At 63.5% G+C, this 15,633-nt stretch carries 14 protein-coding genes and 1 tRNA gene; 7 read left to right on the top strand and 8 right to left on the bottom strand.

Features of this window, described 5'->3' with window-relative positions; translation table 11 throughout:
* Positions 1–116 precede the first annotated feature (116 nt).
* The 6 genes from tig (at position 117) to ACYX4S_RS06600 (ending at position 7,476) form a co-directional block, all read left to right on the top strand.
* Entirely contained in the window at positions 117–1,466 is a 1,350-nt protein-coding gene (tig, locus tag ACYX4S_RS06575; RefSeq protein ID WP_422069010.1) for a trigger factor, read from the top strand.
* Between the two features lie 281 nt (positions 1,467–1,747).
* Complete coding sequence (clpP, locus tag ACYX4S_RS06580; protein WP_476362309.1) at positions 1,748–2,386, top strand: ATP-dependent Clp endopeptidase proteolytic subunit ClpP; 639 nt, start codon at positions 1,748–1,750, stop codon at positions 2,384–2,386.
* A 233-nt stretch (positions 2,387–2,619) separates the two neighbouring features.
* Complete coding sequence (clpX, locus tag ACYX4S_RS06585) at positions 2,620–3,888, top strand: ATP-dependent Clp protease ATP-binding subunit ClpX (protein ID WP_293718605.1); 1,269 nt, start codon at positions 2,620–2,622, stop codon at positions 3,886–3,888.
* 477 nt (positions 3,889–4,365) lie between these two features.
* The gene (gene lon, locus ACYX4S_RS06590) at positions 4,366–6,789 is read left to right on the top strand and encodes an endopeptidase La (RefSeq protein WP_293718607.1); all 2,424 of its coding nucleotides are present in this window, start codon (positions 4,366–4,368) and stop codon (positions 6,787–6,789) included.
* A 184-nt stretch (positions 6,790–6,973) separates the two neighbouring features.
* Complete coding sequence (locus ACYX4S_RS06595; protein ID WP_293718609.1) at positions 6,974–7,249, top strand: HU family DNA-binding protein; 276 nt, start codon at positions 6,974–6,976, stop codon at positions 7,247–7,249.
* Between the two features lie 151 nt (positions 7,250–7,400).
* Positions 7,401–7,476, top strand: a tRNA-Val gene (locus ACYX4S_RS06600).
* A 270-nt stretch (positions 7,477–7,746) separates the two neighbouring features.
* Here the strand turns inward: ACYX4S_RS06600 and ACYX4S_RS06605 are convergent.
* From ACYX4S_RS06605 to ACYX4S_RS06630, 6 genes are all read right to left on the bottom strand, one after another.
* Positions 7,747–8,352: a TetR/AcrR family transcriptional regulator gene (locus ACYX4S_RS06605; protein WP_476362310.1), complete on the bottom strand. Its 606-nt coding sequence runs from the start codon at positions 8,350–8,352 to the stop codon at positions 7,747–7,749.
* 113 nt (positions 8,353–8,465) lie between these two features.
* A complete protein-coding gene (locus tag ACYX4S_RS06610; protein ID WP_476362311.1) occupies positions 8,466–9,644 on the bottom strand; it encodes a M24 family metallopeptidase in 1,179 nt (392 codons plus the stop codon).
* 37 nt (positions 9,645–9,681) lie between these two features.
* Positions 9,682–10,545: an ABC transporter permease gene (locus tag ACYX4S_RS06615; protein WP_476362312.1), complete on the bottom strand. Its 864-nt coding sequence runs from the start codon at positions 10,543–10,545 to the stop codon at positions 9,682–9,684.
* A gap of 6 nt (positions 10,546–10,551) precedes the next feature.
* Complete coding sequence (locus tag ACYX4S_RS06620) at positions 10,552–11,598, bottom strand: ABC transporter substrate-binding protein (RefSeq protein ID WP_476362313.1); 1,047 nt, start codon at positions 11,596–11,598, stop codon at positions 10,552–10,554.
* 59 nt (positions 11,599–11,657) lie between these two features.
* Entirely contained in the window at positions 11,658–12,722 is a 1,065-nt protein-coding gene (locus tag ACYX4S_RS06625; protein ID WP_293721277.1) for an ABC transporter ATP-binding protein, read from the bottom strand.
* A gap of 1 nt (position 12,723) precedes the next feature.
* Entirely contained in the window at positions 12,724–13,533 is an 810-nt protein-coding gene (locus ACYX4S_RS06630; RefSeq protein ID WP_293721275.1) for an ABC transporter permease, read from the bottom strand.
* A 347-nt stretch (positions 13,534–13,880) separates the two neighbouring features.
* On the opposite strand from ACYX4S_RS06630, the gene ACYX4S_RS06635 reads away from it, so the two are divergent.
* Positions 13,881–14,150 (top strand): hypothetical protein, encoded by a 270-nt coding sequence (locus tag ACYX4S_RS06635; protein ID WP_476362314.1) that lies wholly within the window; start codon positions 13,881–13,883, stop codon positions 14,148–14,150.
* A gap of 95 nt (positions 14,151–14,245) precedes the next feature.
* Here ACYX4S_RS06635 and ACYX4S_RS06640 read toward each other — a convergent pair whose 3' ends face one another.
* Both ACYX4S_RS06640 and ACYX4S_RS06645 read right to left on the bottom strand, forming a co-directional pair.
* A complete protein-coding gene (locus tag ACYX4S_RS06640) occupies positions 14,246–14,521 on the bottom strand; it encodes a hypothetical protein (RefSeq protein ID WP_422069004.1) in 276 nt (91 codons plus the stop codon).
* A gap of 46 nt (positions 14,522–14,567) precedes the next feature.
* The gene (locus ACYX4S_RS06645) at positions 14,568–15,605 is read right to left on the bottom strand and encodes an AI-2E family transporter (RefSeq protein WP_476362315.1); all 1,038 of its coding nucleotides are present in this window, start codon (positions 15,603–15,605) and stop codon (positions 14,568–14,570) included.
* Between the last annotated feature and the right edge of the window lie 28 nt (positions 15,606–15,633).

Below are 15,633 nucleotides of genomic sequence, written 5' to 3' on the forward strand. Positions count from 1 at the left end.
TAATTGTCGCGGGCAGTTTCAAGCGGGCGCGCACCGGGGCCTTCGCTGCAAAGCGGGCATCACAATCACACGAGCTGTCGGAAAGACGTTCTCGATCTAGGACGAAGCACACGACCATGCAGGTAACCGAAACGCTGGCCGAGGGGCTGAAACGCGAACTGAAAGTCGTCATTCCGGCGTCTGAGCTTGCTAGCCGCCTTGATGCCTATCTTGAAGACCTCAAGGGCAAGGTGAACATCAAGGGATTCCGCCCGGGCAAGGTGCCGGCGGGGCATCTCAAGCGCCTCTACGGCCGCCAGGCGACAGCCGAGATCCTCAACGAGATGCTCACCGAGAGCACGCGCAAGGCCGTTGAGGAGCGCAACGAGAAGCCGGCGCTGCAGCCGGAGATCGATCTGCCCGAGGGCGAGGCGGAGCGCATCCTGAACGGTGAGGCCGATCTCGCCTTCACCATGAGCTACGACCTCCTGCCCGAGTTCGAGGTCATCGACTTCAAGACGGTCGAGATCGAGCGCCCGGTCGTCGAGATCGACGAGGCGGAAGTCGACGAGCAGATCCAGCAGATCGCCGAGAACAACAAGCCGTTCGAGACCAAGGACGGCAAGGCCGTCGAGGGCGACCGCGTTCTCATGAGCTATCTCGGCAAGCTCGACGGCGAGCCCTTCGAGGGCGGCGCCGACGAGAACGGCCAGCTTGTCATCGGCTCGAAGACCTTCATTCCGGGCTTCGAGGAGCAGCTTGTCGGTCTCAAGGCCGGTGACGAGAAGGTGATCGAGGTTTCCTTCCCCGAGGACTACCCGGCCAAGCATCTTGCCGGCAAGCCGGTCACCTTCGACATCGTCGTCAAGGAAATCCAGGCTCCGGGCGAGGTGAAGATCGACGACGAGTTCGCCAAGGGCCTCGGTCTCGAGGGCCTCGACAAGCTCAAGGAGATCGTGCGCGGCCAGATCGAGAGCCGTTTCGGCTCCATGACCCGCCAGAAGGTCAAGCGCCAGCTTCTCGACAAGCTGGACGAGGTCTACCAGTTCGACCTGCCCGAGCGTCTTGTCGATTCCGAGTTCGAGGGCGTGTGGCGCCAGGTCGAGCAGGATCTCGCCAACGCGGGCAAGACCTTCGAGGACGAGGAGACCACCGAGGACGAGGCGAAGGCGGAATACCGCAAGATTGCCGAGCGTCGCGTGCGTCTTGGTCTGGTGCTTTCCGAGGTCGGCGAGCAGAACCAGATCAAGGTGAGCGACGACGAGGTGCAGAAGGCGCTTTATGAGCGCATCCGCCAGTTCCCGGGGCAGGAAAAGGAAGTCTTCGACTTCTACCGCAACAACCCGCAGGCACTGGCCAGCCTTCAGGCTCCGGTCTACGAGGAGAAGGTCGTCGACTACATCCTCGAGCTCGCCAACGTGACCGACAAGACGGTCTCCAAGGAAGAGCTGATGGCCGAGGATGAGGCCGACGAGGCCTCGGTCTGACAAGCACGGGACGGGGGCGGCAGGTTCGCCCCCTGATCGTCTTCCGGGGCCCTTGCGCAATGCAACGGGGGATCCCGGTGGCATAATTGGGCTTTAACCCTTGCCTGAGCCCGTCAGGTGCCTATCTTTCGAAAAGAGGCGACATCCCTTATGAATGGGTGTCGCTTTTTTCGACTCAAGAAGACCAGACAGAGACCGTCCGGTCCCGATCGAAAGCATGTCCGGTGCAGTGACGCCGGTCCCGACGGTCGGGGGACGAACCTCCAAAGCATGGACGAGGCATGAAGGATCCAGTCGATTTCGCCGTCAACTCCCTCGTTCCGATGGTCGTCGAGCAGACGAACCGGGGAGAACGTGCCTATGACATTTATTCCCGGCTTCTGAAGGAACGCATCATCTTCCTGACGGGCCCGATCGAGGATCATCTCGCGACGCTCGTCTGCGCGCAGTTGCTCTATCTCGAGGCCGAGAACCCGACCAAGGAGATCTCGATCTACATCAACTCGCCCGGCGGTCTGGTGACCTCGGGCCTGGCGATCTATGACACGATGCAGTTCATTCGCCCGGAAGTGGCGACGCTGTGCATCGGTCAGGCCGCGTCCATGGGGTCGCTGCTTCTCGCCGCCGGTGCCAAGGGCTCGCGTTTCGCGCTGCCGAATGCCCGCGTCATGGTGCATCAGCCCTCGGGCGGCTTCCGTGGCCAGGCGGCGGACATCATGCTGCACGCCCAGGAGATCCTGAAGCTGAAGAAGCGGCTGAACGATATCTACGTGAAGCACACGGGCCAGACGCTCGACCAGGTCGAAGCGGCTCTGGAGCGCGACAATTTCATGACCGCCGATACGGCTCGCGATTTCGGCCTGATCGACGAAGTGATCGCCGACCGCAACTCGCTTGCGGGTGCTTCGGGCGGCAAGTGACGACAGCGCCGCGCCGGCCCCGGCCGGCGTTTGCGCCCGTCATGACAAGACACTGCCTTGCCTCTGCCTTAAACCTATATTGATTTTTGCGGTGGAAGCATGGTGACATTTCCGGATCAGCCTCGGGCGAGTTGCTCGCCCGGCACCCGGACGCAAGGGAGACGCAACGGCGTTTTCCTTGAAAAGACAGACCGGAAGGCTCTTGAACTTCCGAACCACGCGGGGTTTTCCTGATGACCAAGGCCAGCGGCGGCGATTCGAAAAATACGCTGTACTGCTCTTTCTGCGGCAAAAGCCAGCACGAAGTGCGGAAGTTGATCGCCGGCCCGACCGTGTTTATCTGCGATGAATGCGTCGAGCTGTGCATGGACATTATCCGCGAGGAGAACAAGTCCTCGCTGGTGAAGTCGCGGGACGGCATCCCGACGCCGCAGGAGATCCGTGCGGTCCTCGACGACTATGTGATCGGCCAGGGCAGTGCCAAGAAGGTGCTCTCCGTGGCGGTGCACAATCACTACAAGCGGCTGAACCACGCGTCGAAGAGCAACGACGTCGAGTTGGCGAAGTCGAACATCCTCCTCGTCGGTCCGACGGGTTGCGGCAAGACGCTTCTCGCCCAGACCCTGGCGCGTATTCTCGATGTGCCCTTCACCATGGCCGACGCGACCACGCTGACGGAAGCCGGCTATGTGGGCGAGGACGTCGAGAACATCATCCTCAAGCTGCTGCAGTCGGCCGACTACAACGTCGAGCGCGCGCAGCGCGGCATCGTCTACATCGATGAGGTCGACAAGATCAGCCGCAAGGCCGACAACCCGTCGATCACGCGCGACGTCTCGGGCGAAGGTGTGCAGCAGGCGCTTCTGAAGATCATGGAAGGCACGGTTGCCAGCGTGCCCCCGCAGGGTGGCCGCAAGCATCCCCAGCAGGAGTTCCTGCAGGTGGACACGACCAACATCCTGTTCATCTGTGGCGGTGCCTTCGCCGGCCTGGAGAAGATCATCTCCGAGCGTGGCCGCAAGACGTCCATCGGCTTCAAGGCGAATGTCGAGGCTCCCGAGGATCGCGCCACCGGCGAGCTGTTCGAGGAGCTGGAGCCGGAGGATCTGCTGAAGTTCGGCCTGATCCCCGAGTTCGTCGGCCGTCTGCCTGTGATCGCCACGCTTGGCGATCTCGATGAGGAAGCTCTCGTGGAGATCCTCACCGCTCCGAAGAACGCACTGGTCAAGCAGTACCAGCGCCTGTTCGAGATGGAGACGGTCGAGCTCACCTTCCACGAGGAGGCGCTCAAGGCGATCGCGCGGAAGGCCATCGAGCGCAAGACCGGCGCGCGTGGCCTGCGCTCCATCCTGGAGTCGATCCTGCTCGACACCATGTACGAGCTGCCGGGCCTGAAGGGCGTCAAGGAAGTGGTCATCTCCGCAGAGGTGGTGACCGGCGAGGCGCGCCCGCTCTACATCTACGAGGACCGTGGCGAGGAGACCTCCGCGACCTCGGCCTGATATTCCGGACGCCCGCCCGGGCGCCAGGAACACGTTTTCCGGCTCCGCACGCATATTCGCGCGCGGAGCCGGTTTCGTTTCGGGCCCTTCCTTCACAGGGAAGCCGCGAAAATTGGTGGTTGCTTCGCCGGCAAGGAAACAAGGCGGCGAAATCCCCGGTTTTCGTTCCATTCGCTAACCCTGCGGGTGGATTTTCACGCGAATCGCGGCGATTGGGCGTAGTCTCTGGAAACGACGGGCCGTGGGTTCGTCTGCGCGTCTTGACACCGTGCGGACAGGACTCCACCTATTGGAACAACAGGCAAGCGGGGCGACGGTCGCCGTGCCCAGGAAACGGGGCGTCGAACGTCGGCCTGACGCTAGGTGCAACAGCCGCAGGCGCGGCACATTGCGCTTTCCGTCACCGCTGCCACCAATGCGCCCGTCCGTGTCTGCCACTTCCACCGGGGCGGCGGGTTCGCAAGGAAAGGACAGCCCATGACTGATTTCGACGCGCGGCCCAAGGGCGAGGGTACGCTCTACCCCGTGTTGCCCTTGCGCGACATCGTCGTCTTCCCGCACATGATCGTGCCGCTCTTTGTCGGCCGCGAGAAGTCGATCCGCGCGCTTGAGGAGGTGCTCAGCGCCGACAAGCAGATCCTGCTCGCGACGCAGAAGAACGCCTCCGACGACGAGCCTTCGACGGACGACATCTACGAGGTCGGCACGCTCGCGACCGTGCTGCAGCTCCTCAAGCTCCCCGACAACACCGTGAAGGTGCTGGTCGAGGGCGGCGGACGTGCGCGCATTTCCCGCTTCACCGACCGTTCCGACCTGTTCGAGGCCGAAGCCGAGATGCTTCCCGAGGAAGAGGGCGACGCGGTCGAGATCGAGGCGCTCTCGCGCTCCGTGGTTTCCGAGTTCGAGAACTACGTGAAACTCAACAAGAAGGTCTCTCCGGAGGTCCTCGGCGCGATCGGACAGATCGACGATCACTCCAAGCTCGCGGACACGATCGCCTCGCATCTGGCGGTCAAGATCCCCGAGAAGCAGGACATCCTGGCGATCACCTCGGTGGCCGGGCGGCTTGAGCGTGTGCTCGGCCTGATGGAGAGCGAAATCTCCGTGCTGCAGGTGGAAAAGCGAATCCGCTCCCGCGTCAAGCGGCAGATGGAGAAGACCCAGCGCGAGTACTATCTCAACGAGCAGATGAAGGCGATCCAGAAGGAGCTTGGCGACGGCGAGGAAGGCCGCGACGAGCTCGCGGAGCTCGAGGAGCGGATCACCAAGACCAAGCTCTCCAAGGAAGCGCGCGAGAAGGCCAATGCCGAGCTCAGGAAGCTCAAGCAGATGAGCCCGATGTCGGCCGAGGCTACGGTCGTGCGCAACTATCTGGACTGGCTGCTCGGCATCCCGTGGGGCAAGAAGGGCAAGGTCAAGCACGACCTCAAGCACGCCCAGGAAGTGCTCGACTTCGACCACTACGGGCTGGAGAAGGTCAAGGAGCGCATCGTCGAGTATCTCGCGGTGCAGAGCCGGGCCAACAAGCTGAAGGGGCCGATCCTGTGCCTCGTCGGCCCTCCCGGTGTCGGCAAGACCTCGCTCGGCAAGTCCATCGCCAAGGCGACGGGGCGTGAGTTCGTGCGCATGTCGCTTGGCGGCGTTCGCGACGAGGCCGAGATCCGCGGTCACCGCCGCACCTACATCGGTTCGATGCCCGGCAAGGTCATCCAGTCGATGAAGAAGGCGAAGAAGTCCAACCCGCTCTTCCTGCTCGACGAGATCGACAAGATGGGCATGGACTTCCGTGGCGACCCGTCCTCGGCCCTGCTCGAGGTGCTGGATCCGGAGCAGAACGGCTCGTTCATGGATCACTACCTGGAGATCGAATACGATCTTTCGGACGTGATGTTCGTGACCACGGCCAACACGCTCAATATCCCCGCGCCGCTGATGGACCGGATGGAGATCATCCGCATCGCCGGCTACACGGAGGACGAGAAGGTCGAGATCGCGCGTCGGCACCTGCTGCCGAAGGCGGAGAAGGACCACGGCCTGCGTGAGGGCGAGTTCGAGGTCGACGATGCGGCGCTTCGCATGGTCATCCGCCGCTACACCCGCGAGGCGGGCGTGCGTAATCTCGAGCGCGAGCTCGCGACCCTTGCGCGCAAGGCGGTCAAGGAAATCCTGATGAGCGAGAAGCCGGCCATCAAGGTCGACGAGGCGGTCGTCGAGGAGTTCCTGGGGGTTCCGCGCTATCGCTACGGCGAAGCGGAGCTGGAAGACCAGGTTGGCGTGGTCACCGGTCTTGCCTGGACCGAGGTGGGCGGCGAACTGCTCACCATCGAGGGTGTCATGATGCCCGGCAAGGGCAAGATGACGGTCACGGGCAACCTGCGTGACGTGATGAAGGAGTCGATCTCCGCGGCCGCGTCCTACGTGCGCTCGCGGGCCGTCGACTTCGGCATCGAGCCGCCACTGTTCGAGAAGCGCGACATTCACGTCCACGTTCCCGAGGGCGCGACGCCCAAGGACGGTCCGTCGGCGGGTATCGCGATGGCGACCGCGGTGATCTCGGTCATGACCGGCATTCCGGTGCGCAGGGATGTGGCGATGACGGGTGAGATCACCCTGCGTGGCCGGGTCCTGCCCATTGGCGGCCTGAAGGAGAAGCTCCTTGCCGCGCTTCGCGGTGGCATCAAGACCGTGATGATCCCCGAGGACAACGCCAAGGACCTCGCCGAGATCCCGGACAACGTCAAGAACGGCCTCGAGATCATCCCGGTTTCGCGGATGGAGGACGTGCTCAAGACGGCGCTCACGGGCAAGGTGGAGCCGATCGAATGGGATGAAGCCGCTGCGGAAGCCGCCGCAAAGGCGGTGGTCGCGGGTGGTGAGGAAGCCAAGCCGGTCGCGCACTGATCCAACGGTTTTGCACAAGAAAGGGGCCCTTGCGGCAGCAAGGGCCCCTTTGTCGTTCGAAAACCGCAAGAAATCGCGGATTTCTGCGCTTTTCGGCTTGCCTTGGGGGCGAAATCGCATGAGTGTCCGTCCCCGAAGCCTGTCACGAATCGTCGGGCTTGCTGTTTCCAGGAAAGGGACTGCCATGAACAAAAACGATCTGATCGCCGCTGTCGCGGAGAAGACCGGTCTCACCAAGGCGCAGGCCGGCGAGGCGGTTGATGCGACCCTCGACGCGATCACGGGCACGCTCAAGGGCGGCGGTGAAGTCCGCATCATCGGCTTCGGCAACTTCTCGGTCTCCGAGCGCGCTGCCTCCGAGGGCCGCAACCCGCGCACCGGTGACACGATCCAGATTCCGGCGTCCAAGACGCCGAAGTTCAAGGCCGGCAAGGGCCTGAAGGACGCGGTGAACAGCTGATAGGCGTTCCCCTCCTGAACTTTGCAAACGGTCCTGTCGGTCTTCCGGCAGGGCCGTTTCTTTTTGGCGCGGCTGTGCGAAAGCCGTGCGGGGCAGGGCGGAAACACCTTGCCAAGCGCTGGCTGTGCGCCTAGAAAACGGCCATTGCGAAGGGCGGTTAGCTCAGTTGGTAGAGCGCCTCGTTTACACCGAGGATGTCGGGAGTTCGAGTCTCTCACCGCCCACCACTCTTCTCCCCATCACATTGCTGTCGCCGGGCCCCGTTGGCTGGACCGGTTCGTTTCGGATCGGGAAATCGTCGAAGGGGCAGGTCCCCTGGAGGCCGGTGAGCAAGGTGCTCGCTGTGTGGGAACGAGCCTGCGCAGCCGGCGACCTGCGCGAGTTTCGCGGCAGGGCGCTACAGCGAGTCTTGTAGGTTTGTCGGCGAGGTTTTCGGCCCACGCAGTGGCCTGCTGCCGGCGCCGGTACCGGCGCTGGGGCGCAACAAGGGCGCCGCGTCAGCGTGGCGTCAGCGTCTTGGGGTGATAGCCCGGCATGTCGTCGGAACGGCTTTGAAGGAAGCTGAGCCAGGCGTCGAGCAGGCGTTCGCGCTCCTCGGCCGAGGCGTCGAAGCTTCCGTGGATCGCGATCCCGCGCAACATGCAAAGGTTCAGGTGGAGGAAGGTGAGAACCTTCGGGTCTTCCGCCTCGTTCTCCCGGCCGAGCAACTGCAGGGACAGGTAGTCACGCACCGAGCGCCAGTCCTCGAGCACCTTGCGCAATTCAGCGCCGAGTTCCTCGTCCATGCGCGCGGCCATCATCAGTTCGAGTGCCGCGACGTAGTTGGGCGAGGCGAAGACAACCCGCCACAGATGACGTGTGTAGGCCTCGAAGCTGATCGGCTGGCCTTCGGGCAGTGAGGCGACATGCTCGCGGCGCTCCCGCTCCCATTCCTCGACAAGATGCTCGAAGGCGGCCGCGAGTGCCGCGACGCGGGTGGGGAACTGGTGCGTGAGCGCCCCCCGCGAGACGCCCGCGCGCGCGCAGATCTCCTGGGTCGTGGTCTTCTCATAACCGACTTCCGCAAGTGCGCTCAGCGTGGCCTCGCACAGCTTCAGCCGCATTGCGGCCGATTTTTCCGCCTGTGTCCGTCGAGGTGGCCTGCTGCTGCCCGTCATATCGTGCTCCGGTGAGGGGCGGGCGCGGATCCCGGGATCCGCGTCCGTCCTCTGTTGTGTCAAAGGATCGTCTGGACACCGATGTCCTTGGAGGTCTTGGTCAGAACCTCCGGAGTGTCGGCAACCACGATCGTGTCATCCAGCCGGAATCCTCCCAGACCCCAGATATAGATGCCGGGTTCCGCCGAATACACTTCGTTCTTCATCAGAAGGCGGGCGTTGAAGGCGGTATCGGCCGGGTACTCGTGGCCGCGCATGCCCACGCCGTGGCCGGTGCGGTGCATGATGTTGTCGGCAAACCCGCGCGCCTCGATCACCTCGCGGGCGGCATTGTCGATGCCGCAGACGGTCAGGCCGGGACGCATCGCCTCGATGGCGGCAAGCTGTGCCTGAAGCGCCGCGTCATAGGCCGCTTCCTGGGTCTTCGAAGGACGTCCGCAGAAGATCGTGCGCTCGTTCTCGATGGTGCAGCCGTTGAGGCGCGGAATGATGATGTTCACCAGCCCGTCGCCTTCCTGGATGGTCGCCCCGGTCTGGGCGCCATTGCCATGCGGGGAGGCGGAATGATCGCCGCGAAGGGTGTAGATGCGCCATTCGCAGTTCTGCTCCGGGAAACGGCGCGCGGATTCCACCACGGCCTGCCGGTGCATCTCGATGTCCAGCTCCTGGATCAGGCGGCCGGGGCGAATGTTCTCGCGATAGCGGTCCTGCAACCAGTCGGAGATCGAGGCGGCCTCGCGCATCAGCGCGATCTCCTCGTCGGTCTTGACCAGTCGCAGGTCGCGCAGGTCCTGGGTCATGGGAACGGCCTTGCCGCCGCCCAGAGAGGTGATGATCGAGGCCATGTGCGCGGCCGCGCCGTCATGGCCGAAGGTGGCCCCGTGCAGTCCGCGCGCGCGCAGGCGGTCGGCCACATGGTCATGGAATTCGTTCCACAGGCGAACGCCCTCGCGCTGGTGCTCGTAGTAGAATTCCACGTCGGCGAGCCAGGCGCTGCCGCGCTCCCGGGCGAAACGGAAGTGGTGGGTCGAGAGCGAGTGCAGGACGGCGAACATCTCGCCCTCGGCGGGAACGACCACAGCCACGGGGCGCTCCCACACCTGAACGTCGACGATCCAGTTGGTGTAGAACTCGGAGTCCGCGCCAAACAGAACGACGGCGTCGAGACCCTTGCGGGCCATCACGGCGCGAAGGGCCGAAAGCCGGTGTTCGAAGACGTCGGTGGACAGGAAACCCATGTGGGGACCTTTCTTTCTCTTGTTGTTTGGGAGGAGGTCAGGCGGCTTTGCCGCGCGCGACACGCGTCACGAACAGCGTTGCCAGGACGGTGGTCGCCATGAGGATGAAGGCGAGCGCGGAGCCGAAGGGCCAGTTCGAGAGCACCGAGATCTGCTCGTAGAGGGCGGGGGCCATCATCTTGTAGCCGGGGCCGCCGAGCAGGTAGGGCGTCGCATAGGCGTTCATGCAGAGAATGAAGATCAGTGCGAAGCCGGCGGTCACCCCGGGCATGACGAGGGGGAGGAACACCAGTCGGAAGGCCTGGAGGCGTGTAGCGCCGAGATTGAGGGCGGCGTCCACGACCGAGAAGTCAACGTTCTCGATCACGCTCTGGAGGCTGAGCACCATGAAGGGCATGACGACCGACAGCGTGCCGATGACCACGGCCCAGTCGGTGTACATGATCTCGAGCGGGCTCTCGATGAGGCCGAGCTTCATCAGGGTCACGTTCAGGATGCCACGGGATCCGAACAGGGCGATCCAGCCGGCGGCACGCACGACGTTGCCCACCAGAAGCGGGAACACCACGAGGACGACCAGGAGGCTTTTGTATCGGCTCTTCGTGCGAGCCAGGAAATAGGCCAGCGGGAAGCCCAGAACGAGAGCGCCAAGGCTTGCGCCGAATGCCACCGCGAGTGTCGTGAGAATGACCTCGTGGTAGTAGGGTTCGGTAAAGAAGCGCGCGTAGTTCTCCAGCGTGAAGGTCTCGCGCATGAGCATGATGGGGTCGTAGGCGTTGAAGCTGTAGCGCAACAGCGTCAGCATCGGCGCGACGAGCGCCACGACCACCAGCAGCGTCGCGGGGAGAAGCAGCGCTGACGCCGATCCCCCCCGCTTCAGATCTGTTGCGGACAGAGCCATCTTGGATCAGGCCTTGAAGCTCTGGTTCCACCAGACGAGCGTCTCGCTCTGCTCCTTGGCGATGTAGTCCAGGTCCGGCAGGATGAAGTTCTCACGCTCCGCGTCGGTGAAACCGAGGTCCTCGCGCATCTTTTCCGGGATCGGCGCGTCGGAAACGGTCGGCAGGTATCCCATCGCCTCGGCGAACTTGAGCTGCAGCTTCGGGTCGAGCATGGCGTCGAGCGTGACCGCCGCGCCCTTCACGTTCGAGGCAAAGGACGTGCAGCCGGCCTCGAAGACCACCGGAAGGGCGCCCTCGCTCGGAGCGACCGCGACGAGGTCGAGCCCGGCCTTGCGCCACTGGAAAGCGCGCGCCTTCCACATGATCGTGGCCTTGATCTCCTTGGCGTTGAACGCGTTGGCGATCGCCTCGTTGGAGGAGTAGACGCGCACGCCGCCGGACTTCTTCTTGTACTCGTCATAGGCGGCCTTGGCGGCGGCGAAATCATTGCCGTTCTTGCCGAAGGTGGCTGCCGCGATAACCAGGTAGTAGTTGAAGAGAATGTCGGAGAAGCCGACCTTGCCCAGATACTCCTCGGTCCACAGGTCCTTGATGGACGTGGGCGGGGTATCGACCTGCGAGCGGTCGTAGATGATCGTCATCGCGCTGTAGATATGCGGGATCGAGTAGGGCTTGGCGAACTGCGGGAAGATCTTGTCCTGGCGGGTGAGGTCGAGCTCGTCGACCTGCTTCAGGGCGCCCGCGACGGACATCTGGTGCATGTCGGAGTTGGACAGGCAGGACACGTCCATTGCGCCGCCGCCAACGCGCAGGGCGGTGATCATCTTGGTCTTGCGCGAGGTCGCGTTGCCCGTGTCGATGACGAGATCGACGCCGCTTTCCTGGGTCTTGGGGTTGACCGCGGACTTGAGCAGCCGCTCGTAGTCTCCGCCCCAGGCACCGACGATGACGCGGCTCGACTGGGCGCGCAGAACGGAGGGTGCGGCAAGGGTCGCGCCGGCGGCTGCGGCGCCCATGAGCATGGAACGGCGGGACAGGGTGAAACGGGACATTGTCTTCTCCGATAGTTTTCTTGTGAACGAGGAAGGTGAAGGGGAGCGACGCGACCGGGTCAGGCCGCGTCGGACATGTCGTCGATCAGGAGCTGAGTGGCGTCGGTGCGCCAGCCAACGCGGATCGCGTCACCGGGAGCCAGATGCAGTCCGCTACCGGTCCGGTTCTGGTGATGGGCGACAACGCGCTCGCCACCAGGAAGTGCAAGGGTCGCCTCGGTAATGGCGCCGAGGTAGGTGACGGCCTCGACCGTGGCGTCCAGAACCGTTTCCGCGCCTTCCGTCTCGCCGCCGAGCAGGAGATTTTCCGGTCGCACGGCGAGAACGCGCGGACCGTCGGTGGAGGCGCTCGGCAGGGTAATGCCGCCGTCGGTCCTGAAACCGCCTTCGACGGGCGTTCCGGTCAGCACGTTGGAGTGGCCGAGGAAGTCGGCGACGAACCGTGTCGCGGGCTCCTGGTAAAGGTGTTCCGCCGAACCTTCCTGCACCACGCGGCCCGCCCGCATGATGACCAGCCGGTCGGCCATCATCAGCGCTTCCTTCTGGTCGTGGGTGACGAAGACCGTGGTCAGGCCGAGCTTCTGCTGCAGGGCGCGAAGCTGCATTCCAACGCTCATGCGCAGCTTGGCGTCGAGGTTCGACAGCGGCTCGTCGAGGAGGAAGACGTCCGGGTTGACGACGAGGGCGCGGGCCACGGCAACACGCTGCTGCTGGCCGCCGGAAAGGGCACGCGGGCGTCGTTCGGCATATTCCGTCAGGGACACCAGATCGAGGGCGTGAGCGACGCGGGACTCGATCTCCGGCTTGGGAACCTTGCGCATGGCGAGCCCGAACGCGACGTTCTCGGCCACGCTCATATGCGGGAAGAGCGCGTAGTTCTGGAACACCATGCCGGTGTTGCGCTTGTTGGGGGCCAGCTTGCTGACGTCCCGGCCATCGATCTCGATCGCGCCGGAGGAAATCGGCACGAACCCGGCGATCGAGCGCAGAAGCGTCGTCTTTCCGCAGCCGGAGGGGCCCAGCAGCGCGACCAGCTCCGCCGCTTCTGCCTTGAGGTTGATGGTGTCCACCGCGCGGTGGTCGCCATAGGTCTTCACGAGGTCACGAATTACGAGCTCGGCCATATCACACCACCTGAGAGAGCTTGACGAAACGGTCGGAAATCAGCAGGAGCGCGCCGATGATGAGGATCTGAACGGCGCTGGCGGCTGCCAGTGTCGGGTCCATGTTCCATTCGATGTACTGGAGCATCGCGATGGGCAGGGTCGTGGCGCCCGGCTGCACCAGCAGCACGGAGACCTCGAGGTTCTCGAAGCTGATGACGAAGGAGAAAAGGGCAGCCGCGACGATGCCGGCGCGCATGCGCGGCAAGGTGATGAGGACGAATGTCTTCAGCGCGCCGGCGCCCAGATTGCGTGCGGCTTCCTCGACCGAGCGGTCAAGCATACCCATGGATGCCGCGATCAGGCGCACCGACCATGGAATCGTCAGCATGACGTGGGCGACCACGAGGCCCGTGAGCGAGCGGGTCGGGTTCCAGCCTGTCGATTGGGCGATCTGGATATAGAAGATGTAGAGCGCCGTGCCGATCACGATGCCCGGCACGAGGAGGGGGGCAAGAAGGAAGCTCTTGATTGCCTCGCGCCCGGGGAACTCGAAGTGCACGAGCGCGAGGCTCGCCAGGACACCGGACACCACCCCGATCACGGATGCGAGGAGGGCGACCTCGCCGCTGGTGATGAACCCGCTTATCAGCGCGTCTTGTTCGAGCACATTCGCGAACCAGCGCAGGGTGTAGCCGGGGGGCGGGAATGACAGGAACTGGCTGTCGAAAAAGCTGACGTAAGTGACCGCCAGAACGGGAAGCAGCAGGAACAGGTAGAGCAGCACGATCAACGCGCCGAACAGGAGGCGGGATGTCAGGGCACGGTCCATGCGGCTCCTCATTAAAAAACAGAACGTACTGTATGTTTATGAATGAGGAGGATGTGTGCAAGCCGTTTTTCGTGGCTGGAGGGTCATGGAATGCCTAAAATATACGCAGATGCCACGCAATGGGGGTATTTTGTTGATAGATTCGCGTCATGCGTGCTGTGAATTATCCGGATGAGTGATCACGCTGTAAGAGGCGTTCGCCTTGCCGCCTTTGACAGGGGCACGGAAGGGGCGGGCCGCGCCCGGCGCTCTTGAATGGCGCAGGTAAACGCCCCGCCGCCGGGGGCATGTGAAATTCGGATGAAACCTTTTCCTTACTTCCACGTTAACTTGGTGGAGGTAGCAAGATGACCCATTCGACGATCATGACCTATACCGTTGGCGCAGTTCTGGGATTGGCATGTCTTGGTGGCGCGGTGGCGCTCGCCCTGTCGCCGCAGTCCGGATCGGGTGCGGATCCCTTTCGGACCGTTGTCTCCAACCAGGCCGCCAAGTCGGACCGGAAGGTCGCTCAGTCCTCGCTCGACCCGGTTCAGGTGCGCTGTGTCGCCGGTGCCGACCGTTCCACCTGCACTGGCTGGCCTGTCGGAAAGAGCTTTCAGGTGAGCGGCCTGTAAGTCGCAGTTGTCGTTTCCGCCCTCATCCTTCCTTCATGTCGAAAAAGCCGCCGCCCTTTCGGGGTGGCGGCTTTTTCGTGCCGGATCGAGGCGCATCAGAGAGCTTCCGGCGCATTCAGGCGGGCAAGTGCCCGGTCGATCTCGTCACGCAGTGGAGCAAGCTCGTCGCCTTCCTTTCCCGTCATGCGCGCCTCGAGATCCGCTTTCATGCGCTTCAGGCGTTCGATGCGCTCTTCGCGCGTTCCCTCGGAGATCTCTGCGGCCGCGATTTCGCCGGAAGAGATCGTCAGAGCGGTTTGCTCCACATCCTTGCTGTCGCCGGGTTTCGCGTCGATGGGGTCCTTCTGATGGACGGGCGTTTTCGGTTTCATGAGATGCTCCTTCCTGGCGGGTGATGCTTCTGCCTTTTGCGGTTCCTCAGCCTTCGTGCGGGAGAATGTTGGACAGGATCGCGCCGAGGACGAGCAGGGAGGGGACGGCGATGAAACCGCCCGTCGGGCCCCACAGCCAGATCCAGCTCGCGATGGAGACGAGGACCAGAAACGGATTGAGGGTCATCGTTCGCCCAAGCACCGCCGGGGTGATGAATTGGGCCTCCAGCAGGTTCAGTCCCAGATAGGCGAGTGGCGGCGTGAGGATGGCCAGGGTGCCTTCCGCTGTCGCAAGTCCCACGCCTGTGAGAATGAGCGCCATGACGGCCGGCCCGATGTAGATGACATAGTTGAGAACGCCCGCCATCAGGCCCCACAGGAGCGGGGAGGGGACGCCGAGCAGGTAGAGCACCAGCGAGACCATGAACGCCAGAAGCGCGTTGACGGCGGTGATCGACAGAAGATAGCGCGACACCCGGTTTTCCACGTCGTCGAACGTCCGGCGCACGCCATTTCTCAGGCGTGGCGTGATGCAATACGTGATGGCGGTGTCGCGGATGCCCTTTCGCGTGGCGATGAAGAAATACATGCTCGCGAGGAAGAGGATGATCTGCGCCATGAACGTCGGTGCGAAATAGGCGACGCTTTCCATGGTGGAGGTGTCCTCCACGTTCACCCTCATGCTTGCACTCGACCCCATCACGCTGCGGATCTGCTCCTGAAGCCCGCCAAGGGACGCGATCACGCCGCGCCAGTCCGTCAGTTCGGACTGAAGCCTGGACCAGATAGAAGGAAGCTTGTCCAGCCAGTCGGACAGGGGCACCGCGAAGCCCGTGGCGGCCGCGGCGATCAGGATCAGAAACAGGACGACGGTCGCGAGGGCCGAGATCCAGGAGGGAATGCCGGCCTGCTCGATCCGGTCGGAAAGCGGCCCGAACATGAGACCTATCACAATGGCGAGAAAGATCGGGGCCAGAATGACCTGGGCAATGTCCAGCGTCGCAATCAGTGCGATGGCGCCGAGAAAGATCACGGCAATCCTGGCAACATTTCCCAAAAGGGTCTCGAAGTCGGACTTGGTCAAGAACCGCGCCTCCCGCATCTGTCGCGCT

This window comes from Stappia sp. ABD4_338 (genome assembly GCF_056312175.1).